The sequence below is a fragment of the Pseudomonas fluorescens genome, from assembly GCF_000802965.1.
GTDB lineage: Bacteria > Pseudomonadota > Gammaproteobacteria > Pseudomonadales > Pseudomonadaceae > Aquipseudomonas > Aquipseudomonas fluorescens_A.
Window position 1 is genome coordinate 103,792 of record NZ_JSAK01000002.1, and the last position, 26,506, is coordinate 130,297.

Below are 26,506 nucleotides of genomic sequence, written 5' to 3' on the forward strand. Positions count from 1 at the left end.
AAGCACTTGCTGCTCAACGATTTGGTGGTCACCAAGCGTCTGCAGGGTCATTCGGAAAAAGTAGAAACGGCAGCTTCTGGACGCCTAGCGTTCAGGCCACTTTTTTCAGTGCGATCACACGGCCTCGCACGACATCCAACAACACGGCTTCACGTTGAGTTGCCAGCTCCATGGCCTTGGCCCTGACATGGCCGTAACCGCGGATCTGTTCAGGCAACGACGCAAGTTCAACCATCGTGTCGTAATGAGAAGAACTTCTGCCCTCTTCCAGCACCGACAGGATTTCGGCAATCACCGCTTCGTAACGTTGAATCAACGCGCGCTCCTGGCGCCGTTCGGCGGTGTAACCGAATACATCCAGCGGCGTACCTCGCAATCTCCGCAGTTTGGCAAGCACGCGGAAAACCGGGACGATCCATGGTCCAAACTCGGTTTTCTTCGGAAGTCCAGTGTCTGGATCGCGACGGGCCAGGAGCGGCGGTGCAAGGTTGAATACCAGCTTGTAGTCACCCTCAAACTGCTGGGAAACACGATCAAGAAAACCGCTTTCGACATGAAGACGGGCAACCTCGTACTCGTCTTTGATCGCCAACAGTTTGAAGTAGTACCTTGCCACTGCTTGTGTCAGGTCAGTACGCCCTGCAAACAGCTTTTGCTCGATCCTGCGTACACGCTCCAACAAGTCGGTGTAGCGTTGCGCATAGGCGGAATTTTGGTACTCCACCAAGAACTTGCGCCGCGTTTCGATCACTTCGTCATCGGACTTCACAGGAGCAGGCGACACACCTGCGCGCTGCGTTGTTTGTTTCGCGGCGAGCAATTGCTCCACGGCTTTTGGGTTTACAGCGGCCTGACGTCCCCAGCGGAACGCTTCCGTGTTCATTTGTTTGGCGGCACCATTCAGATCAATAGCCGATTCAATGGATGTCGCGCAGAGCGGTATCAGTCCGCGCTGATAGGCAAAACCGAGCATGAACATATTGGCTGCAATACTGTCACCGAGCAGCGCGGTGGCTATACGTCCCGCATCAACAAACTCGGTGTGTTCCTGCCCTACTGCGTCGACGATATTCCGGCGAAGATCATCTGCGGGGTATTGCAGATCCGCGTTACGAGTAAATGCCCCAGGCATTGTTTCCTGAGTGTTGGCCAGTATGAAGGTATTGCCGTGACGCGTTGCTGCCAGAGTTTTGGAGTTGCCCGCAACAATCAAGTCGCAACCCAGGACCAGATCCGCGCCCCCCGCTGCAATGCGGATGGTCTTGATCGATTGTGGATCTGGTCCGAAGCGCAAATGGCTCCATACCGAACCACCCTTCTGAGCCAGACCGGCCATGTCGAGCAAACCGCAACCTCGACCTTCGAGGTGAGCCGCCATTCCCAGAATGGCTCCAATAGTGACGACGCCCGTGCCGCCCATCCCAGCCACTAGAATGCTATAGACCCGATCGTCGATGCTCGGGCGAACCGGTTCTGGTAGCAGTGGTGCGGCCTGACCTTGCGTTGCGCGCTCGGGCTTGCTCAGGCTCCCCCCGACCACACTGACAAAGCTGGGGCAGAAACCGTTGACGCATGAAAAGTCTTTATTGCAGGAAGATTGGTCGATCGTCCGTTTGCGACCGAATTCCGTCTCCAGCGGCTGCACCGATACGCAATTGGATTTCACGCCGCAATCTCCGCACCCTTCGCACACCAAATCATTGATGACGATTCGTTTGGCTGGATCAGGAAAGGTTCCGCGCTTACGCCGGCGCCGTTTCTCAGCGGCGCAGGTTTGGTCGTAGATTAGAACCGAAGTCCCTTCCACTTCTCGTATTTCACGCTGGACCTTGTCCAATGTATCCCTGTGATGGAACGTCACACCCGCCGGCCAGGCTGTGTCCAGGGGATACTTGTGTGGCTCGTCGCTCACCACGACAATCCGCTTCACGCCCTCAGCACTCACTTGGTGGGCAATGGCTGGAACATTCAGCGTACCGTCATGCTTTTGCCCTCCCGTCATCGCGACAGCATCGTTGAACAATATTTTGAAAGTAATGTTTGTGCCGGCTGCCACCGCGGCCCGGATGCCTAGATAACCCGAATGGAAATAGGTGCCATCGCCGATGTTCTGGAACATGTGTTTGCGCTTGGAAAAAGGCGCCTCCCCTACCCAAACCATTCCTTCGCCGCCCATGTGGGTATAACCCAACGTTGAGCGCTCCATCGACTGCGCCATCCAATGGCACCCAATACCGGCGTAGCCCTTGCTGCCTTCTGGCAGCACCGTAGAGGAGCTGTGAGGGCAACCACTGCAAAAATAATAGCTACGTGCCAAAAGTGCGGTATCACCCTTGACCACCTGGTAAGAGCGCAACTCTTCAATGCGTTTGCGCAGACTGACATTGTCCCCCAGCTCAAGGAGGCGCTCGCCTAGCGCAATGCCTATCTGGTTCGAATCCAGCGCCATTTCCGACTGGAACATCGTTTGGCCTGCTTCATCTTGTTTACCGACAATGACTGGAGCATTTGCGCGACCGTAAAACTGCTCTTTCAGTTGGAACTCGATCAGACTCCTTTTTTCCTCCACCACCAATATCTTGTCGAGCCCCTCTGAAAAGTGTGCCGCACCTTCAGGTTCGAGTGGCCAAACCATCCCGACTTTGTAGATACGCAAGCCCATCTCGGCGGCGGCTTTTTCGCTGAGGTTGAGATCATCCAAAGCCTGCAAGACATCCAGATAGCTCTTGCCATGGGTAATGATCCCCAACTTGGCAGCCGGTGCACCAAGGACAATTCGATCAAGTGCGTTGTGACGGGCGAAAGCACGAACCGCATTCAATTTGTAGCGGTGTAAACGGGCCTCTTGTGCGTGCGGGGTGTCAGGCTGACGAATGCTGAGCCCATCTGGCGGCAGTGCGAAATCCTGAGGAATCTGAATTTTCACGCGATTGATGTCGACATCAATGGTGGCCGTAGCCTCCACCGTGTCCTTGACACACTTCATCCCGACCCAGCAGCCACTGTAACGAGACAATGCCCATCCGATCAGGCCAAAGTCGAGAATTTCCTGGACACCAGCTGGGCTGAGCACCGGAATCATGGCGTCCACCATTGCGAATTCGCTTTGGTGGCATGTGCTTGAGGACTCGCAGGTATGGTCATCGCCCATCAACACGAGAACCCCACCGAGATTTGCCGTACCGGCGAGATTGGCATGCCGAAACGCGTCACCGGTGCGATCAACGCCAGGACCTTTGCCGTACCACATGCCGAAAACGCCGTCGTATTTACCTTCGCCGCTCAGGTGCGCTTGTTGTGCGCCCCAGATTGTGGTCGCTGCGAGGTCTTCATTGACGCCAGGAACAAAAAGGGTGTGATGCTGCTCGAGGTGTTTTTTGGCTTTACCAAGCTGGTCATCAAGTCCGCCAAGGGGCGATCCGCGATAACCGGATATGTAGCCAGCGGTGTTGTGGCCAAGTTGTTGATCTCTCTGCCGCTGCGTCATGGACAGGCGGACAAGGGCTTGAGTCCCGGTAATGAAAATACGCCCTTGAGTAAGGGTGTATTTGTCGTCGAGCTGGACGGTCTTCAGGTTCATCATTCACTCCGCCCCTGTGGTGGGGATTTATTGTTCTACTTCTAAGCGGACTTACCCGTTATGAAAGTTACACTCTGTCAAGAGTGTTATTACGCAGCTTTATTAACGCGTAATCAGGCCATTCATTAGGATTGTCAATTCAAGTAACTTTTAAAGCGTGGGAGGCGAATGCACTACGCGCTTTTTTACGACTCATTCAAGTCAAGGGCGGACGGCAGAAACTTCTATTTCCACGAGAAACCCAGGGTTCGCCAGACCAGACACCTGGAAGACCGATCGGGTCGGCAGATTTTTTTGAGCTCCCGCACCGAAAAACTGTGTGTAGCCTTTCATGAAACCTGCATAGTCCATCTCGCCGTCATTACTTGCTGTGCCAACCAAATACACTTGCATCTTCACTACGTCGCCGAGTGAAAGACCTAGCCTTTTCAAAGTATTCTCGATACTTCTGAGCGTGCTGACAGTCTGTGCCTCGGTATCACCGTAGGCAGCAATGCTTTTTGGATCGGCCTTACTGTCAATTATGGATGGAACGGCTCCACTGAGATTAACAAGTGTCGCGCTAGCAGGAATTTCGACAGCCAAGGAAATAGGGAAGTCGGAGTTTGGAATTTTGTGGCGAATTACCGAGTCAGCGCTCGCATGGGTGGACAACAGCCCACTCAGCATCGAGACAAGGAATATAGTGCGTGCGTTTATTGTCGACATCAAATGATCCTTTTGCGTGTAAACAATTGGGGCGGCGTAGCTCACCCTCACTATGATCAGCGTTGGCTTACAGTTCGGACATCTTCAACCGTGACGGTGTCAGAATAGTTATTTCCAAAGTGAGTGCGTACATAGTCGACCACCCATGCTATTTGTTGGTCAGACATGTATTTTTTGAATCCTGGCATGCCGCCCTGCCCAGACGTCACCATGTAAATGGGGTATATCTTTGCTCCCAGCTTTACGTTTGATGCTAAAGCGGGATAAGCCCCTGCCCCGTGCGAACCCTGGGCTTCGGACATATGGCAGCCCTGACAAACTTGTTGAAACAGCGCTTCACCACTTGTCTGATCAAACGAACCTGAAGTTGAGACCTGAATGGTGTCAGCGGCCAAAGCGGATGCACTGGCCAGCAAGCTCAGCAACAAGCCCGTTGCAAGAAAGTTGTGCATGATGAACTCCGGTCTCAAGCAGCCTTCGGGCTGGCGACAATGTGGGTGTGCAAGCGTTTGATGGCATCCAGCGACGATAGGATTGCACCCTCCATCCACGCCGGGATGTAGGAGGCATGCTCGCCGGCCAGGACAATTCGGCCGTCAATCTGGCAGAGGTTTTTGTAGTGCTGCTGACGAGACTCCTCAGTCCACAAACCATAGCAGCCGTTGGTCCAGGGCACCCGGTGCCAACCAACTGCAATGCCATTCTCGAATTCGCTGGTGTACTGGGGGTGGACTTGGGCGCCGTACTCGACGGCTTTCTGCACGCGCATTTCCGGTTTCATCGCGGTGAATTCATAGGCATTCGGTCCGAACAGGTATCCTCCCAACAAAACACCCTTCCCCGGCTTGCCGTAGTCGGTACTTGGGTAGCTGATCCTACCGATAGGGGTATCGGTGTAGCTGATGCCACCATAGATATGCTCGTCCTGCTCCCAGAAGCGCCGCTTGAACTGGAGTCCAACTTTCACAGAGGCTTCGTAAGGCACAGCACGGATAGCGTTCATCATGGGTGGGCTGACATCGATCGGCAGTTGACCGAGGATCGACAAAGGTAGTGTGCAGACGCACCAGTCCGCGGTTTCCTGTAACGGACCGCCAGTGCCATCAGTATTCTGATAAGTCACTGTGACCCGTTTGTCACCCTGCTGAATTCGAGTGATTTTGGCGTTGTAACGAATGAGATCGCCTACCTGCTTTTCGAAGGCTCGAGCGATCATGTCCATCCCTCCCACAGGCTGGAAGATGCTGGTCTGAAATTCGTATTCCTGACCCGTTGCAATGCTTTTCCAGAGATTGGAATCGAGCAGGGCCTTACGATCCAGTGGCTCTGATGGCACCGCTTCAGGCATCAATCCGCCGCCTACGTCTACTGCGAATCCTCGACGCAGACTCGTCTCGAGCGACTTGCGATAGCTGCTGTTAGCGTCCAGTGCACCCCAACTACTCATAACCTCCAGCAAGCGCTCTCGATCTTCTCGAGTCAGGGCCTGATCCAGAGCATTCTGATTGACCGCCTTGCTCAGCAACTCAGCCACATGGCCTTGAAAGTCTGCCTGCACTTCACGATAACGTTGTGGTTTACCGCCGAACGCTTTAGTGGAGTGAACCATGGCGTTGTAGTTGACTTGAACAAATGGCTCAAGAGCGACGCCGAACTGATGGCAGTAATCAAGCACTGCGTGGTGGTGGTAGGGAATTCGCCATGGGCCAGGGTTCAGGTATAACCCTTTATCAAACTGGCAATGCTGAGTAGCCCCTCCCAACTCAGTGAATCGATCGCCTCCACGCAATGTCCAGCAACGACCACCAGGCTTTGCATTAAATTCAAGAACCTTGACTTTGTAACCCGCTTTACGAAGCTCGAAAGCTGCGGTCATTCCTGCAAGTCCTGCACCTAGAACCAATACATTGGTCCCCATAGGTGCACCGCTTAATGCAAATGTGCGGTCGTAGTTTGACTCTGCTGCGAAACTCAGCGAATTCATTGCCTGATACATGGCCGCAGCGCCTGCGGTTACACCGATCCAGTTCAGTACTTGGCGTCGAGTTAAAGCCATTCCGTGTTCTTGCATATCAATGCCTCATCAGGATAAAAACCAATGGCAATCGAAAATTTCGGCAATTAACGGGCATCGACGCTTTCTGTTTAATCTCCTTCAGCAGAAGTGGAAACGTCGTGCCAACACCGAGACTTTTGAAGACGAATGGCAGAGTGACCGCTTCTTGGGTGACCAAGTTGACAAGCGGACACTGGAAGTTATTTTTATTATCAGAAGGCGCTAAATTTTCCTCTTGCTCATATAGTTGAGCACGTAGCGCCTTCGTTATAGTCTTTTTTATTTAGAAAGCTTATATGATTTCAAGCCGGCGATCGCCACATGTAGTACAACACCATTGTTGAAAAAAAGCCGAAGGCTACGCCAGTTACAAGCGAGATTTTGTTCCCCATGACGCAACCGAAAGCACCACCTACAACAATGGATAAAAGTAAAAACAGTGTATCGCCACCCTTAAAATCAGGACGAATAACCAAGCTCGAAAAACGATGCACAACAGCCTCCTACATCAGTGACAATCAGGTAAAGATGTTCAGATTTAAGCTGACTGTATCGCTTGCCCTATCTGTTGGATTGTACGTTTGTAGGTGATGGTGTTTTTAATCAAATATCGGTGTACGTCGTGCAATTAGATCGGTGCGTTGCCCGGGCGCCTATACGCCCCTGGTGTACTGCCTGTCCAGCCACGAAACGCGCGGTGAAACACGGCGTTGGAGTCAAAACCCAAACCCAGCGCGATATGGCTGATAGAGAGATCGGTGTGAATGAGCTGCTGCACGGCGATATCCCGACGCAACGCATCCTTGACCAACTGGTAACTAGTGCCCTCCTCTTTGAGTCGACGCGTTAGCGTACGGGTGGACAGCAACAATGCATTGGCTGCGCTTTGGATGCTGTCGTCACGCTTGAGGTTCGTGAGCAAATACTGACGAACCTGCTGCGCCACCAGGCGCTCCTTCAAGGTGGTGAACAGCCAGTAGCGCGGAGCTGCCTGCAGGAACGGCAGCAGCTCCGCCTTGCTGCGGCGAAACTGCGTCTCTGCCCACTCCACACCAAAGCACAACGCCGTACAGGGCTGATCAAAGCTGATCGGCGCGGGAAATATATGCATGTATTCCGAGGCGTACACAGGCTTGGCAAAGGAGAACATCACACTATGAAGCGGAATTTCCTGGCCAGCCAACCACGAAGCGACTCCATGGGCCAGCTTCATCATCAGCTCATGCCCCCAGCGTTGTGCGTTGGCAGTGGTGTCGCGCGCCTCCAAGGAAATCACCACCTGCCCCGACTGTTCTCTGTAGTCGAGCTGATAGTCATCGAGCAGCAAGTTCCAGAATCGAGTGAAGCGGTACATGGCTTTACCCAAGGAGCTTGCATCAAGCAGGCTCGAGCACAGGTATTTCAGGGTGCCACTGCGAATACGACGGGAGAATTGCCCCATCACCTCGTCATCCGTACCCAATGCCACCTGCTGATACAAGCGCACGAACTGATCGTAAGTCACCCGTGCGCCTGGCGCCTCCAGCAAGTGGGTTGCAATGCCCGCTGCACTGACGAAAGTCTGAATGTCAGCAGCACTGCTGATGTTCAACGCCCCTTGTAAAAGCCCCTGAACGAAGGTCATGGGCAGCGTGTTGTCCACTGAATGATCCACCTTCTTCGCTCCTCTGACCACAACTGAACTGGCGTGATATGCAAACTAATCGGCGGATCGGGTTATTTCAAGCCCGATGGTGCGCTGGCTAAGCTAGGCCCATATCGCGAATCAAAGCAACCTTGATCGAAAGACGGCTTGAACCAACCCTCAAAAAAAATGGCCGTTAATGCAAGTCAATGGAGGCCGCAGCGCCTTTGTTCAGCCTTCGTCAGATCAAGAAAAGCACTCAGATATTGCCACCCACCAGGCACCGGCAAACCGACTATCCCACCTGATAACAAGGGCCTCATCGCCCCGGAAGAGAAAACAATGGCTGATAATAGCGTCCCAACCGTAAAGCTCCTGATCAACGGCAAGCTGGTCGAATCCAAAACCACTCAATGGCGTGATGTGGTCAATCCGGCTACCCAGGAAGTGTTGGCCCGAGTGCCATTTGCCACCACCGACGAAATGAACGCCGCCGTGGCCAGCGCCAAGGAAGCGTTCAAGACATGGCGCAAAACGCCAATCGGAGCCCGCTCCCGAGTGTTCCTCAAGTATCAGCAGTTGATCCGCGAAAACATGAAGGAACTGGCGGCGATTCTCACGGCGGAACAAGGCAAAACACTGCCGGATGCAGAGGGGGATGTGTTCCGCGGCCTAGAAGTGGTCGAACATGCCGCCAGCATCGGCAACCTGCAGCTGGGTGAACTGGCCAATAACGTGGCCGGCGGTGTGGATACCTACACCTTGCTGCAACCGTTGGGCGTCTGCGCAGGTATTACCCCATTCAATTTCCCCGCGATGATCCCGCTGTGGATGTTCCCAATGGCCATCGCTACCGGTAATACCTTCGTCCTAAAACCGTCCGAGCAGGATCCAATGGTCACGATGCGCCTGGCAGAACTGGCGATCGAAGCCGGCGTTCCACCAGGCGTACTCAACGTGATTCACGGTGGTGTGGAAGCAGTCAATTTGATCTGCGATCACCCCGATATCAAGGCCGTTTCCTTTGTCGGTTCGACCAAGGTCGGTACACACGTTTACAACCGCGCCACGTTCAATGGCAAACGTGCACAGTGCATGATGGGCGCGAAGAACCACGCAATCGTCCTGCCTGATGCAAATAAGCAGCAGACGCTGAACAATTTGCTTGGCGCTGCATTTGGTGCGGCCGGCCAACGCTGCATGGCCTTGCCTGTTGTGATCCTGGTCGGCGAAGCACAGAGCTGGCTGCCAGATCTCATCGAAAAAACTAAAAGCCTGAAGGTCAGTGGCGGCGCCGAGCCTGGCACAGATATTGGCCCGGTAGTGTCCTGTTCGGCACTGGATCGAATCAGCAGCCTGATCGCCACTGGCGTTGAACAGGGCGCAACACTTGTGCTGGATGGCCGCAATCCAGAGGTTGCAGGCTATTCCCAAGGGAACTTTATCGGCCCGACCATCTTTTCCGACGTCACCACAGATATGGCCATCTACCGAGAGGAAATCTTCGGTCCGGTGCTCTGTGTATTGCATGCCGATACCCTAAATGACGCCATCGAGCTGATCAATGCCAACCCAAATGGTAACGGCACTGCACTCTTCACCCGCTCAGGCGCGGCTGCCCGACATTTCCAAGAAGAAATTGATGTCGGTCAGGTTGGGATCAACGTACCGATCCCGGTTCCAGTCCCACTGTTTTCCTTCAGTGGCTCACGTGCGTCCAAGCTCGGCGACTTGGGCCCGTACGGCAAGCAAGTGGTGCAGTTCTATACCCAGACCAAGACCATTACCGAACGCTGGTTCGATGAAGACGAGGTCAGCGGCCCAGTGAACACCACCATCACTCTGAAATGAAGCACTAGGCCGGCGCCCTTTCCGCGCCGGCCTGGTCGGGGAGCCTGCGTCATGCAATTCGAAACTCTGTTGTTGGAAATCCACGAGCGCGTGGGTCTGATCACCCTGAATCGGCCTAAATCACTTAATGCCATCAATAGTCAGGTGATCGCCGAGCTGAACCAAGCCTTGGACCATTTGGAAAAAGACCCGTCAATCGGCTGCATGGTCATTACAGGGTCCGCCAAAGCTTTCGCCGCGGGGGCGGATATTAAGGAGATGGTGGAATTCACCTATCCCCAGGTGTTCCTTGATGATTTCTTCTCTGCTGCCGACCGTATCGCCAGCCGACGCAAGCCGTTGATTGCTGCTGTCGCCGGTTATGCCTTGGGGGGCGGTTGCGAACTGGCACTGATGTGCGACTTCATCTACGCCGCCGACAACGTCCGGTTCGGTCTGCCGGAAATCACATTGGGTGTGCTTCCAGGAATCGGTGGCACTCAACGTCTTGCCCGCGCAGTGGGCAAGGCCAAAGCCATGGAAATGTGCATGAGCGGTCGCCAAATGGGCGCCGAAGAGGCCGAACGGTCTGGCCTAGTCGCCCGCATTATCCCAGTCGACAGCCTGCTGGACGAAACCCTCAAGACCGCCAGCGCGATTGCTGAGCGGTCGCTGCCGGCGACCATGCTGGTGAAGGAAAGCGTGAACCGGGCCTTCGAGTCCAGCTTGAGCGAAGGTGTGCGCTTTGAACGTCGGGTATTCCACTCAATTTTCGCCACAGCCGATCAGAAGGAAGGCATGGCAGCCTTCGTCGAAAAACGTCCAGCACAGTTCAAGCACTGCTGACATCCGCCTATTCACAAGGAATAACCATGAAAATTGGCTTCGTAGGACTCGGCAACATGGGCGGGCCAATGGCTCTGAACCTGATCAAAGCCGGTCATGTAGTAACCGTGTTCGACTTGTCGGCTGCCTCATTGGCGCGCCTGGTTGAGGCAGGGGCAACGGCCGCGGAATCGCCAGCTGCCATCGCCCAAGGCGACGTAGAGCTGATCATCACCATGCTGCCCGCTGCTGCACATGTGAAATCCGTTTACCTGGGCGCCGAAGGCATTTTGGCTCATGTCCGCCCCGAGGTTTATCTCGTCGATTGCTCGACTATAGATCCACGCACTGCTCGAGAAGTGGCCAAGCAGGCGTTGGAAAATGGCAATCCAATGGTCGACGCACCTGTCTCCGGCGGCACCGGGGGTGCCAGTGCCGGGACATTGACCTTTATGGTGGGTGGTTCAAACGCTGATTTCGACCGTACTTGGCCGATTCTGGCGGCGATGGGCAAGAACATTGTGCACTGCGGCGATTCCGGCAACGGCCAAGTCGCCAAGGTTGCCAACAACATGCTGCTCGGTATCTCGATGATTGCAGTTTCCGAGGCCATGGCGCTTGGCGTTTCTCTGGGGATGGACGCTGGTGTGTTGGCCGGCATCATCAATACCTCCAGCGGGCGTTGCTGGAGTTCGGACACCTACAACCCTTTCCCTGGTGTGCTTGAAAATGCACCTGCGTCTCGTGGATACACCGGCGGCTTTGGCACCGACCTGATGCTCAAAGACTTGGGGCTTGCAAGCGAAGCGGCACAACAAATAGGCCAGCCGGTCCTCCTTGGCGCGTTTGCCCAGCAGCTCTATCAAAGCTTCAGCGCACAAGGCAATGGCAGTCTGGACTTCTCCGCAATTATTAACACGTACCGCAAGGACGCCTGAACATGAGCGATGTCGAAGCGCCCGTTCTGGCTGCCGTACGCAACCGCATCGGCCACCTGACACTGAATCGTCCAAGCGGCCTCAATGCATTGACGCTTCCCATGGTTCGCCTGCTCCAGCAGCAGCTGCGGTCCTGGGATCAGGACCCTGAAGTAGTTGCCGTGGTACTGCGTGCAGCGGGAGAGAAAGCATTTTGCGCCGGCGGAGACATCCGCATGCTTTACGAAAGCCATAAGTCAGGCAACGGTCTGCATGAGCTTTTCCTCGAAGAGGAATATGCGCTCGACGAATACATCCATAACTACTCAAAGCCTCTTTTGGCCTTAATCGATGGTTTGGTTCTTGGAGGGGGCATGGGGTTGGTGCAGGGGGCAACCCTGCGGGTTATCACCGAACGCACGCGCATGGGCATGCCCGAGGTGGGTATTGGATTTTTCCCCGACGTCGCTGCCAGCTATTTTCTGCCACGTTTGCCTGGTGAGTTGGGGATTTATCTGGGGGTCACCGGAATCCAGATACGCGCCGCCGATGCCCTTTACGCAGGCCTGGCCGACTGGTGTATCACTAGTTCTCAAATACCCGAACTCGATCATTGTCTCAACAACATGAGTTGGACAGACAATCCACTACCGGCCTTACAAGCACTACTGGCTACATTGGGCGTCAACAAGTTCCCTGGCTCGGAGCTCAGGGCGATGCAGCCCGCCATCGATCGGCACTTCGCCGAGCCTGATGTTGCCTCGATTCGTGCGGCACTCCTGGCAGAAACCTCCCCCCAATACCTGGACTGGGCTGAGGAAACCGTTGATGTACTGGACAGTCGCTCTCCCCTGGCGATGGCCGTCACTCTAGAGCTGCTGCGTCGTGGTCGGCATTTGTCCCTTAGCGAATGTTTTGCCCAAGAACTCCATCTGGATTACCAGTGGTTCGACAAAGGCGATCTGATAGAAGGCGTTCGTGCCCTGATCATCGACAAGGACAAGAACCCGGTCTGGAATCCGCCGACCTTGGCCGAGCTTGATCCGGCACGGGTAGAAGCCTTTTTCAGTGACTTTAAGTCCACTACCTGCGCGCCACAGCGGCTTGTCACTGTTTAACCCCTTAATAAGAGAGATGCCCGATGCACGACCTCGAATTGACTGAAGAGCAGCGAATGATTCGCGACATGTCCCGCGACTTTGCCCGTCGTGAGATCGCGCCCAAAGCCGTACACATGGAGAAAGCCGGCTGGATCGACGACGCTCTGGTGAAGCAGATGGGCGAACTTGGTCTGCTGGGAATGGTGGTCCCTGAAGAATGGGGTGGCACTTACATCGACTACGTAGCCTATGCCCTGGCCGTGGAGGAGATTTCGGCCGGCGATGGTGCCGTCGGTGCACTGATGAGTATTCACAACTCTGTCGGTTGTGGTCCGATTCTGAAGTTCGGCACGCAGGCACAAAAGGATTTCTGGCTGGCGGATCTGGCTAGCGGGCAAGCAATCGGCTGCTTCTGTCTAACCGAACCGCAAGCAGGATCAGAAGCGCACAACCTGCGAACACGTGCAGAACTGCGCGACGGCCAATGGGTGCTCAACGGCGCAAAGCAGTTCGTGAGTAACGGTAAGCGCGCCAAGCTGGCCATCGTCTTTGCAGTGACCGATCCGGAGCTCGGCAAGAAAGGTTTGTCGGCGTTCCTGGTACCCACCGACACACCAGGCTTCACGGTCGACCGAAGTGAACACAAGATGGGCATTCGCGCTTCAGATACCTGCGCGGTCACCTTAAACGATTGTCGAATTTCCGAAGGCAACTTGTTGGGAGTACGTGGAAAAGGTCTATCGATCGCCCTCTCCAACCTCGAAGGGGGGCGCATTGGGATCGCAGCTCAGGCGCTCGGTATTGCACGTGCTGCGTTTGAAGCAGCATTGAATTATTCACGTGACCGGGTGCAGTTTGGTAAGCCGATATACGAACACCAAAGCATCGCCAACATGCTAGCTGACATGCACATGCAGCTTAACGCTGCACGCCTCATGACCCTGCATGCAGCACGACTGAAAAGCGCCGGCCACCCATGTTTGTCAGAGGCCTCGCAGGCAAAGTTGTTCGCATCAGAGATCGCTGAACGGGTGTGCTCAAACGCCGTACAGATTCATGGTGGCTATGGGTATCTGGAGGACTATCCGGTAGAGCGCTATTACCGGGATGCCCGCATTACCCAAATTTATGAAGGTTCTAGCGAAATTCAGCGGCTACTGATTGCTCGCGAACTGGCGCACTACACGATCTAAAAGTCTCGATGCACGCGGGAGCCGGCACACGGTTGAGCTCACTCGGATCTTCACCTAACAAGAACGGAGCCCACAATGGCCCTAGCAGAAGTTTTTTTCGTAGGTACGGCACGGACTGCCATCGGTAGCTTCGGCGGAGCCTTAAAGGATATTCCCCTGGGCGATCTGGCCACCGCTGCAGTCAAAGGAGCCCTCACCCACGCAGGCATCGACGGCCAACAGGTTGATCATGTGGTGATGGGTAACGTGATCCCAACAGCGCCTCGGGACGCCTACCTGTCAAGAGTTGCAGCAATCGGGGCAGGTATTCCGAAGGAAACGCCAGCGTTCAATGTTAACCGCTTGTGCGGCTCCGGCTTGCAAGCAATCGTTTCTGGCGCGCAGGGCATCCTGCTCGGCGATTTTGGGGTTGCCGTAGCGGGTGGCGCAGAATCCATGAGTCGCGGACCTTACCTCATTCCAGGGCTGCGCTGGGGTAGTCGGCTGGGTGACAGTCAGGCCGTGGATTACATGAATGGGATTCTTCACGACCCTTGGAAAAGATCCCACATGGGTATTACTGCTGAAAACATTGCCGAACGATATGGCATTTCACGCGAAATGCAGGATCAGTTGGCGCTTCAGAGCCAACATCGGGCTGCACACGCCATCGCAGAGGGCCGCTTCAAGACGCAAATCGTGCCAGTGGAAGTGCAGGTGAAGAGAAGGACTGTGCTGTTTGATACAGACGAAAACGTACGCCACGACATCGACATCGAACAACTGACCAGGATGCATCCAGTCTTCCAACAGGGTGGTACTGTGACCGCCGGCAACGCGTCCAGTCTCAACGATGGAGCAGCAGCCCTCGTTCTCGCTGATGCTAATGCAATCAAGCAACACAACCTTAAGCCGATTGCCCGTCTTGTAGCCTATGCGCATGCCGGCGTTGATCCGGATTACATGGGTATTGGTCCCGTACCTGCCACTCGCATGGTACTGAAGCGTGCTGGACTCAGCATTCAAGACATTGATGTCATAGAGTCAAACGAGGCTTTTGCAGCGCAGGCTTTGGCCGTGGCTCAACAGCTAGAGTTCGACCCAGCGAGGGTCAACCCCAATGGTTCCGGTATTTCACTCGGACATCCGGTTGGTGCCACGGGGACAATCATTACGATCAAGGCTATTCATGAGCTGCACCGCACAGGCGGACGGTATGCGCTGATAACGATGTGCATTGGCGGCGGACAAGGCATTGCAGCCATTATTGAACGGGTTTAAGTCGACCACGAACCAATAAATTTCTGCAAGGGGCGTAACTGGAAACCACCGGTCCGCTCCTCCACCTAAAATCGTCGTCCCCCCCCCTAATTTACAAACCACCAACCACAAACGTACAAGCCTCACATGACCGCGTTTGCTTATGCTCTGAATAATCTCTGCAGGCGACGTGTCGAGACGAAGGCCGCACTGCAAATACATCGCATGAGTCTCTTCCTGTAGCACTAATTTTCGGGTGTTTCCAAGGCCGAATTATTGCCGAAATCGACCATGCTATTCTGAATCGCGTTTTATATTGCAATCGCACTGGTGCGCCACTATGCAAGACGACCAATCGAAACGGGACTGGGTGATACATGCGCCTCTGACCTCGAAGGTCGAGCGGTTTGAGGCGTTCTTTGGCTCACATGCCTTCGACCCACATCGACATGATACTTATGCCATCGGGCGTACGATTTCTGGTGTCCACCGGTTTCATTACCGCGGTGAGTCGAAGCTGTGCTTGCCCGGTGAAACCATGATCATTCACCCGGATGAAGCACATGACGGTTGCGCTGGTTCCGAAGCAGGATTTCAGTATCGCGGCGTGTATGTTCCACCGTCCCTGGTCCAGGACATTGTGAAGGGCGCTCCCCTACCTTTTCTTGCCGCCGGCATCACACGTGACCCTCGCTTGGCCGCTGCCGCCGATGTGCTGCTCAATACCCTGGACGCCGATCTGGACTCGTTGGCGGAGGCTGATGCTCTCTACTGCTTCGTCAGTACTTTGGCAGAAGTCGCCGGGCATCCCATGACCAAAGCCTCCCATCATTTTGCGGCAGCCGCCCTCGCCCGCGAATACATTGATGACAACCTCGATCAGCCGATCACGCTCGACGACCTTGCTGACTGCGCGGGGCGAGATCGCTGGAATCTATCAAATGATTTTCGCGCGTTCTTCGGCACCAGCCCACACCGGTACCTCACACTTCGGCGCCTGGACCGTGTGAAAGCGCTCGTTCTGGCGGGGCAAGCGTTGTCGGACGCCTCAATAGAAGCGGGATTTTTTGATCAAAGCCATATGACCAGGCATTTCAAAAAGGCATTCGGACTTTCGCCTTCGCGCTGGTGCGGTCCTCGAAAGGATTAGTTAATCACTGACTCCGTCACAAGCTCGCCCTTGAAGCTCATGCCCACGCAAGTTTCGCTGAGGGGGCCTGCCCGCTCGTAACCGAAACGTACTCCCGCTTTCTCCCGCGGAACACTGTTACAAGGACTTTTTCAATGCCAGATATCACCCTCACCACTCTGCATGGCCTCAAAGCTCGCGGCGAAAAAATTGCCATGCTGACCTGCTACGACGCCACCTTCGCGCAAGCGGCAAGCTCTGCCGGTGTGGAAATGCTCTTAGTAGGTGACACGCTGGGCATGATTTTGCACGGACACGACAGCACGCTCCCTGTGCTGGTAGAGGACGTTGCCTACCATACCGAGTGCGTCAGACGTGGCAACGCCGGCGCCTTTATCGTCGCGGATCTTCCGTTCATGAGTTACGCCACCGTTGAGCAGGCTCTGCAAAGCGCCGGTCGTCTCATGAAGGCCGGCGCGCACATGGTCAAGCTGGAAGGAGATCGATGGTTGGCGGAATCGGTCAAACGACTTACCCAAAACGGTGTGCCGGTATGTGCACACCTCGGTCTGACGCCGCAATCGGTCAACGTTCTCGGCGGCTTCAAGGTCCAGGGGCGAGACCCGATTCGGGCACGTCAGTTGATAGAAGACGCGATCACATTGGAAGAAGCTGGCGCTGCAATGTTGTTGGTCGAATGCCTGCCTAGCCCATTAGCCGAGCAACTCAGTCAAGCCGTAAGGATCCCGGTAATCGGCATCGGCGCGGGCGCCGGTACCGACGGCCAAGTGCTGGTACTTCACGACATGCTTGGTCTGTCCCTGACCGGGCGCACCCCAAAATTCGTGCGCAATTTCTTGGCGGGACAGGACAGTATCCAATCCGCGTTGCAGTCCTACGTGACTGCAGTTAAAAGCCGCGAATTTCCAGGCGCTGAGCACGGATATGCAATGTGACGACATTGTTCTCGAGCACCGTAAAAATCAGTGGGAGACGCAGACCGCCTGCGGGCTGGTTCTCATTACGGGGAGTGGCGTGATTTGCAAATTAATCGGCGGATCGGGTTATTTCAAGGCTAACGGGTCACTGGCTAAGCTAGTCCCAAGATCCAGTTAGCCTGATTGGTCCACCTTTTTGGGTAAACAACGCACGTTGGCCGCTAATGCAAATAATCTGAGGATTATAAAATCGGTAACCAGCCGCCAAGTGAGCGGTCAACCTAGAATAATAAACGGAAGCGCGGAATACCTAGACCCGATAACGCGGCACACTCTCTTCGACATTTCATCTTGAAGCTACATTCACGCACCACTTCAGTTGCCACGAGGTAATCAAGACCGGACACGACGTCCATAGCACCTGAGAGAGTTGGTTCATCGAGCAGTTTGCTGCGCACTTGAACTCTCTCGGGTTGCCCTGCAGCACCTGCCATTCAAGAGCATGGCAGACCCATAACAAAAAAACTCCAGCCAATAACAATTAAAGTTTAAGGAGCTCAAACATGTCATCGCACCCCGTCTATCAGGCCCTGCGGAGTCATCCACAGTATCAAACGCTGGTTCAACGCCGTAGTCGTCTCGCCTTTACCCTCAGCGCCATTGTGTTAGGACTTTACTCACTGTTTGTCGCTGCGGTCTCGTGGCATCCGCAGCTACTGCTGCATGTTCCTCTGGGAGGTGGTCTCACCACCGGCATTTGGTCCGCACTCATCCTTATCATCGGCTCCTGGTTACTGACTGGGCTGTATGTTTTTCGGGCGAATAATCTGTTCGACAAGCTGACCCAAACGCTGTTGTCGGAGGTGAAAGCATGAAATCGTTCACACGACTGTTGTTAGTACCGTTGCTCTGCTTCACCAGCATTGCGGCCATTGCACAAACAGTCCAACCAGGCACTCACGGACCAAACATGACAGCGATCGCGATTTTCTTGGCGTTCGTGATCACGACCATCGGCATTACCTATTGGGCGGCCGGCCGAACACGCTCTGCCTCAGATTTCTACACCGCGGGTGGCGGTATCAGTGGTGTACAAAACGGCTTTGCCATCGCAGGAGACTACATGTCGGCAGCCGTATTGCTTGGCGTCTCCAGCATGGTATTCGCCACAGGATTCGATGGAATGATCTATTCGGTGAGCGCTATTCTTGGATGGCCACTGATCATGTTCTTGATGGCCGAACGCTTACGAAACCTTGGACGCTACACCCTCGCGGATATCATTGCCTATCGTCTTGATCCTGTGGGCACCCGCCTATTTTCGGCCTTCAGTTCCTTTGTCATCGTGTGCTTTTACCTGATTGTGCAGATGGTCGGAGCCGGGCAGTTGATCAATCTTCTGTTCGGTCTCGACTACGAAATTGCTGTTATTTGTGTTGGCGTGTTGATGGTGGTCTACGTAACGTTTGGCGGCATGGTCGCTACTACCTGGGTGCAAATCATCAAGGCAGTATTACTGCTCAGCGGGGGGATACTGTTAACGCTACTGGCCTTTGAGCACTTTGACTTTAGCATCGAGCAGATGATCGACAGTGCCGTAGCCAACCACCAAAGTGGCAAGCAAATTCTTGGCCCCTTGAAAATCGCCACCGACCCGCTCTCGATGATTTCGCTGTCTCTCGGCCTGGTCTTCGGTATCGCCGGCCTGCCACATATCATGATGCGCTTCTTTACCGTACCTGATGCCAAGGCCGCCCGTAAGTCTGTGCTCGTAGCCTACGGCCTAATTGGATTGTTCTTCATTCTGGTCTGCATTCTAGGCACCGCTGCGATCAGCATCGTGGGTCAAGATCCGCAGTACTTTGAACAAGGCGTTATTGGCGGCCCGCTTCTTGGCGGCGTCAACATGGCAATCATGCACTTGGCTCAAGCCTTGGGCGGCGATCTAATGTTCGGATTTCTTGCCGCTGTTGCATTCGCCACCATTCTCGCCGTGGTCTCAGGTCTGGCTCTGGCCGGCGCCTCCGCCATTTCCCATGACCTGTATGCCAATGTTTTGTGCAAAGGCAAACCCGACAGCAAAAGTGAAATGCGGGTTAGCCGCTGGGCAACCATCGGTTTAGGAATCGTCGCTGTCGCTCTGGGGATTCTCTTCAAAGGACAAAACGTCGCGTTCCTGGTCGCATTGGCCTTTGGGATTGCCGCCTCTTCCAACTTCCCGATCCTGCTGTTGGCCATGTATTGGAAAGGACTGACAAGTCGCGGCGCGATTTGGGGCGGGTTGAGCGGGCTGGTCAGCTCCTTGGCGTTGGTCTTGCTGTCTCCGGGTGTTTGGGTCAAAGTCCTGCATCACCCCGAGGCGCTTTTCCCCTACGACTACCCTGCGTTGTTCTCGATGCCATTGGCATTCGTTATTGCCTGGGCGGTCTCATGCCTTGATCACAGTCCGAGTGCCAATGCTGAGCGTGACGCATTCGAGCAACAAAGCGTACGTGCCGAAACTGGATGGGGCGCTGAAAAAGCCGCGCAGCACTAAATGGCTTAGTAGTTTAAGACTAGGGCGTGGCAATGGCCTTCACCACGCCCTTCCCGCAACGGTGTAAAAGGAGAACACCGTTAACTGATATGAGGATCATCAATGCAGGTTTCCATTACCCAGAAAGACCATTGGGTTAATACACCTTACGGACAGGTGTTCGCCCGCAGCTGGCATCCCCTCAATGATGAGCCAGCGCAAAACACAGCCCCTATCATCCTCTTCCATGATTCACTTGGCTGCGTTGAGCTATGGCGCGATTTCCCTACCCGTTTGGCGAAAGCAACCAAAAAATGCGTGGTTGCCTATGACCGATTGGGGTTTGGTCAGTCAGATCCACATCCGGGCGATTGGTCCTATCACTTCATTCGTGAAGAAGCGCAGCGTTATTTTCCCTTCGTACGTTTCAGTCTCGGCATTGATTGCTTCATCGCCTTCGGTCACAGCGTGGGGGGTGCGATGGCGACAAATTGCGCCGCGTTGTTTCCAGAACAATGTCAGGCGTTGATTACCGAATCTGCCCAAGCTTTCGTTGAGGAGCGAACAGTCTCGGGGGTGCGCAGTGCAAAAGAACAGTTTCAACAACCTGGTCAAATCGAGCGGTTGCAGAAGTACCACGGTGACAAGGCCCAATGGGTGTTGAACGCTTGGACCCAAACCTGGCTTTCGCCCTCTTACGCAGATTGGTCCATCGAGAAGGGGTTGCCGGCGATTCAGTGTCCGCTGTTGGTTATCCATGGCGCGCAAGACGAGTTCGGTTCAACGCTGCAAGCTCAGCGATTCGCCAACCTTGGCCACAAGGAAGTTGAGCTGCTCATACTTAGCGATTGCCAACACGTGCCCCACAGGGAAAAGCCGCAAAGTGTCATTGACGCCGTTGGACGCCTGTTATGAAGGCATGAGAGCAAGATTGGCGTTTGGCAGACGCCCATTAGCCGCAACTGGTTCACAAGGGCAGCGAACGATCTTGAATGACACGCTTCATCACCAGGGTTGTAGTCAGCCGCTGAACATTGGGTAGCGTCGACAGGCAATCATCATACAGCTGATGGAACGACGGTAGATCACGTGTAATAACGTGAAGTAGGTAATCAGGTTCGCCAAACAGCCGTTGAGCCTCGACGATCTCTGGTACCGCCAAGAGCGCGGCTTCGAACGCTTCAACCGCTAGATGATCTCCCTCGCGTAGAGTCGCAAAAACCATCGCTGAAAAATTCAAACCTAACGCGCTGGGCGAAAGCTGAGCGCGATAGCCCTCGATCACTCCGGATTCCTCAAGCGCACGCACCCTGCGATGGCAAGGGGACAGGCTCAGACCGACCCGCTCAGCCAACTCTGTGACCGACAAACGTCCGTCAGACTGGAGCTCCGCAAGTATTTTTCGATCGGTGCTATCCATATAGAAGAATCTACCTTAATTCAGTGATTAAGCCGCAATAATAGGGAAAACATTTTAACCGTTTTCAATTATTCTTTTTCAAACTTTATTACCACTGGTCATCCGTATTTGTCCGAGCCAGGACTGATATCGGTTGTATGTCTGTGAGAGAGAAAAATGCACCCCGTCATCAGTAGCGATCAATCCAACAAGGTGGAAGCCGTCATACATGGCTTTCGCCACCCAACCACAACATCATCCATCAATGCGAGGTTGGTATGAGTCTTAGTATTTTCGCCGCGTTCTGGGCTGTGTCTTTTTTATTCGTGATTACCCCTGGAGCAGATTGGGCGTACGCGATTTCGGCGGGATTGTTTGGTCGCGTCGTGATGCCCGCGGTGGCTGGTTTATTGATTGGCCATGTGTTGGCGACGCTGATTGTGGCTGCAGGAGTTGGTGGCCTGGTAGCTAGTAACCCCGTCGCACTTTCGGTGCTCACTGTTGGAGGCGCGGCTTACCTGATCTGGCTCGGAATCAACATGCTTTTACGCCCTTCGGTACCACAAGCCGGCGAGACGCAAACCACAGGCTCCTGGGCACGCTGGACTCTCAAGGGGGCCTGCGTGAGCGGCCTCAATCCCAAAGTTTTTTTGCTTTTTCTCGCTTTGCTGCCGCAGTTCACTGATCCAACGGCAGCATGGCCGGTGCCAATGCAGATCGTTGCACTGGGCCTGCTGCACGCCTTCAGTTGCGGCGTGATTTACCTGGCTGTGGGTTTTGGTTCTCGAGCGGTGCTGCAGGCTCGTCCGGTGGCAGCCAAAGCGGTGAGCCGGCTCTCGGGGGCTATCATGATTATTATCGCCGTGCTTTTGTTGATTGATCAGATCCTGCACTAACTACCATCTGCTTCAGAAATAGGCAAAAGTAAACCTATGTTGAGAAGCTCTGCAGGGATGTTCCGTTAGCTTCGTAAAGCTTTCGAGTGACTGCTTCGACCGCTTATTGCCCGTCACTGATACCAGCTTTCGCGGGCAGGCAAGCTGACGAAGCTTTTAACGGCCACTCTTGAATGAGATGAAAAAAAGGGGCCTCGAAGGTCCCTTTTGTACTCAAACCAAAATCACTTGGTCAGCCAAGATTCCACGGTCGTGGAGCCGTGTTCTGCTTTCCATTCTTTCAGTGTTTTGTGATTGCCGCCTTTGGTTTCGACGACTTCGCCCGTGTGAGGATTCTTGTAAACCTTCATTTGGCGTGGCTTACGGATGCCAGCTTTAGAATCGACGGCAGGAGCGCGACGGCTCGCTTGCGGATCTAACAGGTTGACTACGTTCGGTAGGCTGTAGCCGTACTCAGCCAGCAGTGCACGCAGTTTGGTCTCGAACTCGATTTCTTTCTTGAGGCCAACGTCCCCTTTCAAGGCTTCGAGAGCTTGGAGCTGTTCAGCCAAGTGCTTTTCAAGCTGACGAAATTCTGCGAGTTTTGACATTTTAATTCTCTACGTAGTTAGACGACTAACAGTACACCAAAAACCACAATTTTAATCTAGGCTCAGCGAGCACCGTGTCTGTGAGTCTAGGTTCGCGGCCTTGATTTATTCGTCCTCCGCCAAGAGCAGTGTGTTTTGAGGTCACATCAATCTGATCGACTAGCGTAATGAACCAAGCGACAAGACGCGTATCCGCAGGAAGCATTCTCCCCGGAGACCAGCGGCTAATAGTTCGAAAATTCTAAGCGCCCACCAAGCGTCTCTCCGAAAGCCGACATTAACCTTCTTTACAAAGCGGTAATCAAGGACGCCCAAGAAACTTTTAATGATATTAGCACTGAAGCAGAGTACAACGAAGAGGATAGCACTACCAGTCACCTTAACGGGAATGCCAGTTCCCTGACTCAATGTACCAAGCATCATTTAATCGAAATCGTGCATATAAGCGTTAGCAAAGAAGCCACTTGCGACTTACCCCTGTGGCAACCCTAACGTCAGATCTTCGAGACCAGCAGAATCGGCCGGCTGCCACTGCCAGTGAAGAATCTTTTCCACAGACTGCCAAAACGGCTCTGCTTCTAATGCCACATATGGCACGGAGAATCTGGACGCGTAGGTCTGGTATAGGGTGCGTAAGCGCCCCACGACACCAGGCACGCTCACACGGTCGTAGAACTTGGCAAGATCGAGCTTAACCACGAAAAGCCGCTCGTCCTGCAGCGTAGAAAGCGCTTCACGGCAAACCTCGGCGGGTCGCTCAAGGAAACGCTCATAGTCAACAAAGAACTGAGTGTAGGTTGTGGCGTTACCCCAACGAAACCTCGCCTGCTGGCGGCCGTCCGGGTCATTGAGCCAGTCACAGAAAAGCAGGTTTCCATAACTGCATACTTCCTGCCTGGATCTCGCCTTGCTTACATAGGTCGTAGGATCTGTATTTCCCTGCAGGGTTTCCACAGCATCCGCGACGCATAACATCACGGCAGATGCCATCACTTACTCACGAATGCTGACATGAGCGAGCGGACGTAGATCCGGCTGGGGCTGTAGCGATTTGTCGGTCTTAAGCGTGGGAGTGAATGTCCAGCCACCTCCGTCTTTTTTGGGAGGAAAATGCCACTTACCGTTTTTCGGGGCCGGAACTAATCGTAGGGGATTGGCAGCAGCATGCACGCCGAGCTTAATCTGCTCCTGCCAAACCCGTAGAGTCTGCGGAAGCAGTAGCGAAACTTGCTCCAAGTCTAGAATATCAGCGTACCAGTTATGTCGCCGAATATAGGCATCGGACTTTTTCCATGCTTGAGCGAAGACAGCCTCATCAGCGAGCAGGGAGAGCGATGGTCCCAGACGCTCGTAACGACGATCAACGATACTCACGCAGCTATCTCCAAGGCAGGTTGGGTGTAGGTTTACGGTTGTCTGAATTACAAAAATGAATCGAGGCGGAGGTAGCGAGGTAAGCGAGAACTGTCCCTCATAAGACCTGACCAAAAGCGACCCACATTCTAAAACCACGTATGTGAAATAGAAGCGCTACTTCGAACTTCCCACATGGTCATCACCGCAAAGCCGTGGTCGCATCGTAGGCGCCGCAGGCGTTGCGCGGGCACGCTGATTAATCAGTGTTTTCCTTCTCATCTCAACCTCCATTCGTACATCCCATGTTATGGCATGCGTAGCTGGATTAATGCTTTCGTCTTGACAATGCGGTGGCAGGGAAAGCACCGACCTCGCTTCGCACTCAACTCTATGGCGAAGCAGCTATCCATAAACAAAACCGATTCCGGTATCAACTTAACCGCCGCGACAGCATTGGGGCCAGGCGATAAGTTACTCCCGACAGTTAGGCCCCTCGAGGCCATATAAAAAAAAGCGGAGATTAGCCCCCATGCTGCAATCCACTCCTCGGCCAGCGCGCGCCCGCGGCCAGGCGATGGCCGACCATCGCACCCCTCTGATCAAGAACTGCTGGTATGTCGCCGGCCTCAGCCATGAGGTCGGTCGCCATCTATTAGAACGTCGGCTGTTGGATACCTCAGTGGTGATGTACCGCACTGAAGCAGGTGTTCCGGTTATCCTCAACAACCGCTGCGCACACCGCTCCTTCCCCCTGAGCAAGGGTCGTCTGGACGGTGACGACGTTATCTGTGGTTATCACGGCATGGTTTACGCTCCGTCCGGACAATGCGTCGGCATGCCCGCACTGCCAAACCCACCAAGTCATGCCTGCGTCGCCAGCTATCCGGTGATCGAGCGCGCTCCTTTCATCTGGGTGTGGATGGGTGACCGTGAAAAAGCGTCTCCAGATCTGGTGCCGGATACTCACTGGTTCGCCCATCCGGAATGGAAAACCCTCGGCGGCGATTTCCAGTTCCACACCAACTATGTGGCGATGCACGAGAACCTGCTGGACCAGACTCACTTCTCGATCCTGCATGCGAAAACCGGTATCGGCACCCCTGCCTATGTCCGTTCGGATCTCGACGTGCGTGCCGAAGGCGATAAGGTCATCATCCTACGAGCGCTAAAGAACTCTCCGCCGCCACCGGTTTACGCGGTTCCCATGAAGCTTGAAGGCCGTGCCGTTGACCGTTTCTCTGATGCCCGCTTCGAGTCACCGGCGATCCACATCGCACATGCCAAAATCGTGAATCTGGAACCACGCGAAGGTGAGGCCGAGGAGTACCTAGTCAACATCACGCACGCATTCACCCCAGAGACCCAGAACACCCTGCATTACTGGTGGTTCAACAGCCGTAACTTCCATCACGTTGATGACGATATCGACCAGTACGTCCTCGACAGCCATCGCGCGGCGTATCAGGAAGACGTGGAAGCTCTGACCTGGATTCAGGAGCTGCTCGACCGCGAGCCTGGCGCCGTAGAAGAGCTCAGCTTTGCACCCGACCGTCCGGGCATCATGTGCCGTCGGACCCTGCTGCGTCTTTCGCAGCTGGAAAACGGTATTCCGGTGAAAGAGCAGTGACGGGGAGTACAGCCATGATTGAAGTTATTGTGGGCCGTAAGCAAACAGAAGCCGAAGGCATCTGCAGCTTCGAACTCAGCCGTGAAGATGGCCAACCGCTGCCGGCATTCAGTGCCGGCTCGCATATCGATGTCTATCTGGGGGAGAAACTTATTCGACAGTACTCCCTCTGCAATAGCGTCAAAGAGACGCACCGTTATCAGATCGCAGTGCTGAAAGAGCCAGCATCTCGCGGCGGCTCCCTGCATATGCACGATGTCATCCAGGAGGGTCATCGCCTACAGATCAGCGAACCGCGCAATCTGTTCCCGCTGGAAGCCAGTGCACAGCACTCGTTACTGTTCGCTGGGGGTATCGGCATCACGCCAATCCTGTGCATGGCGGAGCGACTCAGCCTCGCAGGCGCACCTTTCGACTTGTTTTACTCGGTTAGAACCCGCAGCCGTGCTGCTTTTGTAGAGCGTTTGCATAGCAGCGAATTCTCAGACCAAGTCACCCTTTGTTTCGATGATGAACAGCCACTGGATGCCAAGGCAGTGCTGGCAAATCCTCAACCAGGTACTCACCTGTACGTCTGCGGTCCAGGTGGTTACATGGACTTCATCCTCAATACCGCGCGCGAGGCTGGCTGGCCTGAAGAGCAACTGCACCGCGAGTATTTCAGCGCCTCGGCGGAAGCGCTTGCGCCCGGTGACGCCTTCGAAATCGAAATTGCCAGCTCTGGGGAAGTGCTACGGGTCGAAGCCGATCAAACGGTCATTGACGTGCTCTACGACGCTGGCATCGAAGTCCCCGTTTCGTGCGAGCAAGGTGTTTGCGGAACCTGCGTAACCCACGTGCTCGGCGGTATTCCGGAACACCGGGATAGTTTTTTCACTGCCGCGCAACGTGCACTGAACGATCAATTCACGCCGTGTTGCTCCCGGGCGAAGACGCCCCGTCTCGTTCTAAATCTTTAAAGCCGGCCGGTTCGCCGGCCACTCA

The 26,506-nt window shown here is 54.5% G+C and carries 24 protein-coding genes; 14 read left to right on the forward strand and 10 right to left on the reverse strand.

Annotation, left to right across the window (positions count from 1 at the left end):
- Positions 1-91: 91 nt before the first annotated feature.
- The 6 genes from NL64_RS02075 to NL64_RS02100 form a co-directional block, all read right to left on the reverse strand.
- Positions 92-3,580 carry an indolepyruvate ferredoxin oxidoreductase family protein gene (locus NL64_RS02075; protein WP_034146500.1) on the reverse strand — a complete coding sequence of 1,163 codons (3,489 nt, stop codon included), beginning with the start codon at positions 3,578-3,580 and terminating at the stop codon, positions 92-94.
- Positions 3,581-3,781: 201 nt separating this feature from the next.
- A complete protein-coding gene (locus NL64_RS02080; protein WP_007948278.1) occupies positions 3,782-4,288 on the reverse strand; it encodes a RidA family protein in 507 nt (168 codons plus the stop codon).
- Positions 4,289-4,344: 56 nt separating this feature from the next.
- Positions 4,345-4,740: a c-type cytochrome gene (locus NL64_RS02085; protein WP_007948279.1), complete on the reverse strand. Its 396-nt coding sequence runs from the start codon at positions 4,738-4,740 to the stop codon at positions 4,345-4,347.
- 14 nt (positions 4,741-4,754) lie between these two features.
- On the reverse strand, positions 4,755-6,284 hold the full coding sequence (locus NL64_RS02090) for a flavin monoamine oxidase family protein (RefSeq protein ID WP_034146706.1): 1,530 nt from the start codon (positions 6,282-6,284) through the stop codon (positions 4,755-4,757).
- Positions 6,285-6,646: 362 nt separating this feature from the next.
- Positions 6,647-6,838, reverse strand: a complete 192-nt coding sequence (locus tag NL64_RS29990) for a hypothetical protein (RefSeq protein ID WP_155292704.1) — start codon at positions 6,836-6,838, stop codon at positions 6,647-6,649.
- A gap of 134 nt (positions 6,839-6,972) precedes the next feature.
- A complete protein-coding gene (locus NL64_RS02100) occupies positions 6,973-7,998 on the reverse strand; it encodes an AraC family transcriptional regulator (RefSeq protein WP_052321192.1) in 1,026 nt (341 codons plus the stop codon).
- Positions 7,999-8,310: 312 nt separating this feature from the next.
- On the opposite strand from NL64_RS02100, the gene NL64_RS02105 reads away from it, so the two are divergent.
- From NL64_RS02105 to NL64_RS02155, 11 genes are all read left to right on the forward strand, one after another.
- Positions 8,311-9,819 carry a CoA-acylating methylmalonate-semialdehyde dehydrogenase gene (locus NL64_RS02105; RefSeq protein ID WP_034146502.1) on the forward strand — a complete coding sequence of 503 codons (1,509 nt, stop codon included), beginning with the start codon at positions 8,311-8,313 and terminating at the stop codon, positions 9,817-9,819.
- 51 nt (positions 9,820-9,870) lie between these two features.
- On the forward strand, positions 9,871-10,644 hold the full coding sequence (locus tag NL64_RS02110) for an enoyl-CoA hydratase (protein WP_034146503.1): 774 nt from the start codon (positions 9,871-9,873) through the stop codon (positions 10,642-10,644).
- 26 nt (positions 10,645-10,670) lie between these two features.
- On the forward strand, positions 10,671-11,561 hold the full coding sequence (gene mmsB, locus NL64_RS02115) for a 3-hydroxyisobutyrate dehydrogenase (RefSeq protein ID WP_034146504.1): 891 nt from the start codon (positions 10,671-10,673) through the stop codon (positions 11,559-11,561).
- 2 nt (positions 11,562-11,563) lie between these two features.
- Positions 11,564-12,658: an enoyl-CoA hydratase/isomerase family protein gene (locus NL64_RS02120; RefSeq protein ID WP_034146505.1), complete on the forward strand. Its 1,095-nt coding sequence runs from the start codon at positions 11,564-11,566 to the stop codon at positions 12,656-12,658.
- Between the two features lie 23 nt (positions 12,659-12,681).
- Positions 12,682-13,833 carry an acyl-CoA dehydrogenase family protein gene (locus NL64_RS02125; protein ID WP_034146506.1) on the forward strand — a complete coding sequence of 384 codons (1,152 nt, stop codon included), beginning with the start codon at positions 12,682-12,684 and terminating at the stop codon, positions 13,831-13,833.
- 75 nt (positions 13,834-13,908) lie between these two features.
- A complete protein-coding gene (locus tag NL64_RS02130) occupies positions 13,909-15,093 on the forward strand; it encodes an acetyl-CoA C-acyltransferase family protein (protein WP_034146507.1) in 1,185 nt (394 codons plus the stop codon).
- A 319-nt stretch (positions 15,094-15,412) separates the two neighbouring features.
- Positions 15,413-16,222 (forward strand): helix-turn-helix transcriptional regulator, encoded by an 810-nt coding sequence (locus NL64_RS02135; RefSeq protein ID WP_034146508.1) that lies wholly within the window; start codon positions 15,413-15,415, stop codon positions 16,220-16,222.
- Positions 16,223-16,356: 134 nt separating this feature from the next.
- Positions 16,357-17,157 carry a 3-methyl-2-oxobutanoate hydroxymethyltransferase gene (panB, locus tag NL64_RS02140; protein ID WP_034146509.1) on the forward strand — a complete coding sequence of 267 codons (801 nt, stop codon included), beginning with the start codon at positions 16,357-16,359 and terminating at the stop codon, positions 17,155-17,157.
- A 545-nt stretch (positions 17,158-17,702) separates the two neighbouring features.
- Positions 17,703-18,014, forward strand: a complete 312-nt coding sequence (locus NL64_RS02145; RefSeq protein ID WP_034146510.1) for a DUF485 domain-containing protein — start codon at positions 17,703-17,705, stop codon at positions 18,012-18,014.
- Positions 18,011-19,675 carry a cation/acetate symporter ActP gene (gene actP / locus NL64_RS02150; RefSeq protein ID WP_034146511.1) on the forward strand — a complete coding sequence of 555 codons (1,665 nt, stop codon included), beginning with the start codon at positions 18,011-18,013 and terminating at the stop codon, positions 19,673-19,675. Before NL64_RS02145 ends, actP begins: the two co-directional genes overlap by 4 nt.
- Positions 19,676-19,777: 102 nt before the next feature.
- Positions 19,778-20,569 carry an alpha/beta fold hydrolase gene (locus tag NL64_RS02155; protein ID WP_034146512.1) on the forward strand — a complete coding sequence of 264 codons (792 nt, stop codon included), beginning with the start codon at positions 19,778-19,780 and terminating at the stop codon, positions 20,567-20,569.
- Between the two features lie 52 nt (positions 20,570-20,621).
- Here NL64_RS02155 and NL64_RS02160 read toward each other — a convergent pair whose 3' ends face one another.
- On the reverse strand, positions 20,622-21,074 hold the full coding sequence (locus NL64_RS02160; protein WP_034146513.1) for an Lrp/AsnC family transcriptional regulator: 453 nt from the start codon (positions 21,072-21,074) through the stop codon (positions 20,622-20,624).
- A 257-nt stretch (positions 21,075-21,331) separates the two neighbouring features.
- Here NL64_RS02160 and NL64_RS02165 point away from each other — a divergent pair, with 257 nt between their 5' ends.
- A complete protein-coding gene (locus NL64_RS02165; protein ID WP_034146514.1) occupies positions 21,332-21,949 on the forward strand; it encodes a LysE family translocator in 618 nt (205 codons plus the stop codon).
- A 224-nt stretch (positions 21,950-22,173) separates the two neighbouring features.
- On the opposite strand, the gene NL64_RS02170 is transcribed toward NL64_RS02165, so the two are convergent.
- From NL64_RS02170 to NL64_RS02185, 3 genes are all read right to left on the reverse strand, one after another.
- A complete protein-coding gene (locus NL64_RS02170; protein ID WP_034146515.1) occupies positions 22,174-22,539 on the reverse strand; it encodes a histone-like nucleoid-structuring protein, MvaT/MvaU family in 366 nt (121 codons plus the stop codon).
- Between the two features lie 471 nt (positions 22,540-23,010).
- Positions 23,011-23,529: a hypothetical protein gene (locus tag NL64_RS02180; protein WP_034146517.1), complete on the reverse strand. Its 519-nt coding sequence runs from the start codon at positions 23,527-23,529 to the stop codon at positions 23,011-23,013.
- A 3-nt stretch (positions 23,530-23,532) separates the two neighbouring features.
- Positions 23,533-23,913: a hypothetical protein gene (locus NL64_RS02185; protein WP_034146518.1), complete on the reverse strand. Its 381-nt coding sequence runs from the start codon at positions 23,911-23,913 to the stop codon at positions 23,533-23,535.
- Between the two features lie 511 nt (positions 23,914-24,424).
- Here NL64_RS02185 and NL64_RS02190 point away from each other — a divergent pair.
- Both NL64_RS02190 and NL64_RS02195 read left to right on the forward strand, forming a co-directional pair.
- Entirely contained in the window at positions 24,425-25,522 is a 1,098-nt protein-coding gene (locus NL64_RS02190; protein WP_052321193.1) for an aromatic ring-hydroxylating dioxygenase subunit alpha, read from the forward strand.
- A gap of 14 nt (positions 25,523-25,536) precedes the next feature.
- Complete coding sequence (locus NL64_RS02195; RefSeq protein WP_034146519.1) at positions 25,537-26,481, forward strand: PDR/VanB family oxidoreductase; 945 nt, start codon at positions 25,537-25,539, stop codon at positions 26,479-26,481.
- Positions 26,482-26,506: the final 25 nt, after the last annotated feature.

Excerpts from the sequence above, each read along its gene's own strand:
- NL64_RS02075 (WP_034146500.1), bottom strand. The coding sequence starts at position 3,580 with ATGAACCTGAAGACCGTCCAGCTCGACGACAAATACACCCTTACTCAA.
- NL64_RS02080 (WP_007948278.1), bottom strand. The coding sequence starts at position 4,288 with ATGTCGACAATAAACGCACGCACTATATTCCTTGTCTCGATGCTGAGT.
- NL64_RS02085 (WP_007948279.1), bottom strand. The coding sequence starts at position 4,740 with ATGCACAACTTTCTTGCAACGGGCTTGTTGCTGAGCTTGCTGGCCAGT.
- NL64_RS02090 (WP_034146706.1), bottom strand. The coding sequence starts at position 6,284 with ATGTATCAGGCAATGAATTCGCTGAGTTTCGCAGCAGAGTCAAACTAC.
- NL64_RS02105 (WP_034146502.1), top strand. The coding sequence starts at position 8,311 with ATGGCTGATAATAGCGTCCCAACCGTAAAGCTCCTGATCAACGGCAAG.
- NL64_RS02110 (WP_034146503.1), top strand. The coding sequence starts at position 9,871 with ATGCAATTCGAAACTCTGTTGTTGGAAATCCACGAGCGCGTGGGTCTG.
- mmsB (WP_034146504.1), top strand. The coding sequence starts at position 10,671 with ATGAAAATTGGCTTCGTAGGACTCGGCAACATGGGCGGGCCAATGGCT.
- NL64_RS02120 (WP_034146505.1), top strand. The coding sequence starts at position 11,564 with ATGAGCGATGTCGAAGCGCCCGTTCTGGCTGCCGTACGCAACCGCATC.
- NL64_RS02125 (WP_034146506.1), top strand. The coding sequence starts at position 12,682 with ATGCACGACCTCGAATTGACTGAAGAGCAGCGAATGATTCGCGACATG.
- NL64_RS02130 (WP_034146507.1), top strand. The coding sequence starts at position 13,909 with ATGGCCCTAGCAGAAGTTTTTTTCGTAGGTACGGCACGGACTGCCATC.
- NL64_RS02135 (WP_034146508.1), top strand. The coding sequence starts at position 15,413 with ATGCAAGACGACCAATCGAAACGGGACTGGGTGATACATGCGCCTCTG.
- panB (WP_034146509.1), top strand. The coding sequence starts at position 16,357 with ATGCCAGATATCACCCTCACCACTCTGCATGGCCTCAAAGCTCGCGGC.
- NL64_RS02145 (WP_034146510.1), top strand. The coding sequence starts at position 17,703 with ATGTCATCGCACCCCGTCTATCAGGCCCTGCGGAGTCATCCACAGTAT.
- actP (WP_034146511.1), top strand. The coding sequence starts at position 18,011 with ATGAAATCGTTCACACGACTGTTGTTAGTACCGTTGCTCTGCTTCACC.
- NL64_RS02155 (WP_034146512.1), top strand. The coding sequence starts at position 19,778 with ATGCAGGTTTCCATTACCCAGAAAGACCATTGGGTTAATACACCTTAC.
- NL64_RS02160 (WP_034146513.1), bottom strand. The coding sequence starts at position 21,074 with ATGGATAGCACCGATCGAAAAATACTTGCGGAGCTCCAGTCTGACGGA.
- NL64_RS02165 (WP_034146514.1), top strand. The coding sequence starts at position 21,332 with ATGAGTCTTAGTATTTTCGCCGCGTTCTGGGCTGTGTCTTTTTTATTC.
- NL64_RS02170 (WP_034146515.1), bottom strand. The coding sequence starts at position 22,539 with ATGTCAAAACTCGCAGAATTTCGTCAGCTTGAAAAGCACTTGGCTGAA.
- NL64_RS02180 (WP_034146517.1), bottom strand. The coding sequence starts at position 23,529 with ATGGCATCTGCCGTGATGTTATGCGTCGCGGATGCTGTGGAAACCCTG.
- NL64_RS02190 (WP_052321193.1), top strand. The coding sequence starts at position 24,425 with ATGCTGCAATCCACTCCTCGGCCAGCGCGCGCCCGCGGCCAGGCGATG.
- NL64_RS02195 (WP_034146519.1), top strand. The coding sequence starts at position 25,537 with ATGATTGAAGTTATTGTGGGCCGTAAGCAAACAGAAGCCGAAGGCATC.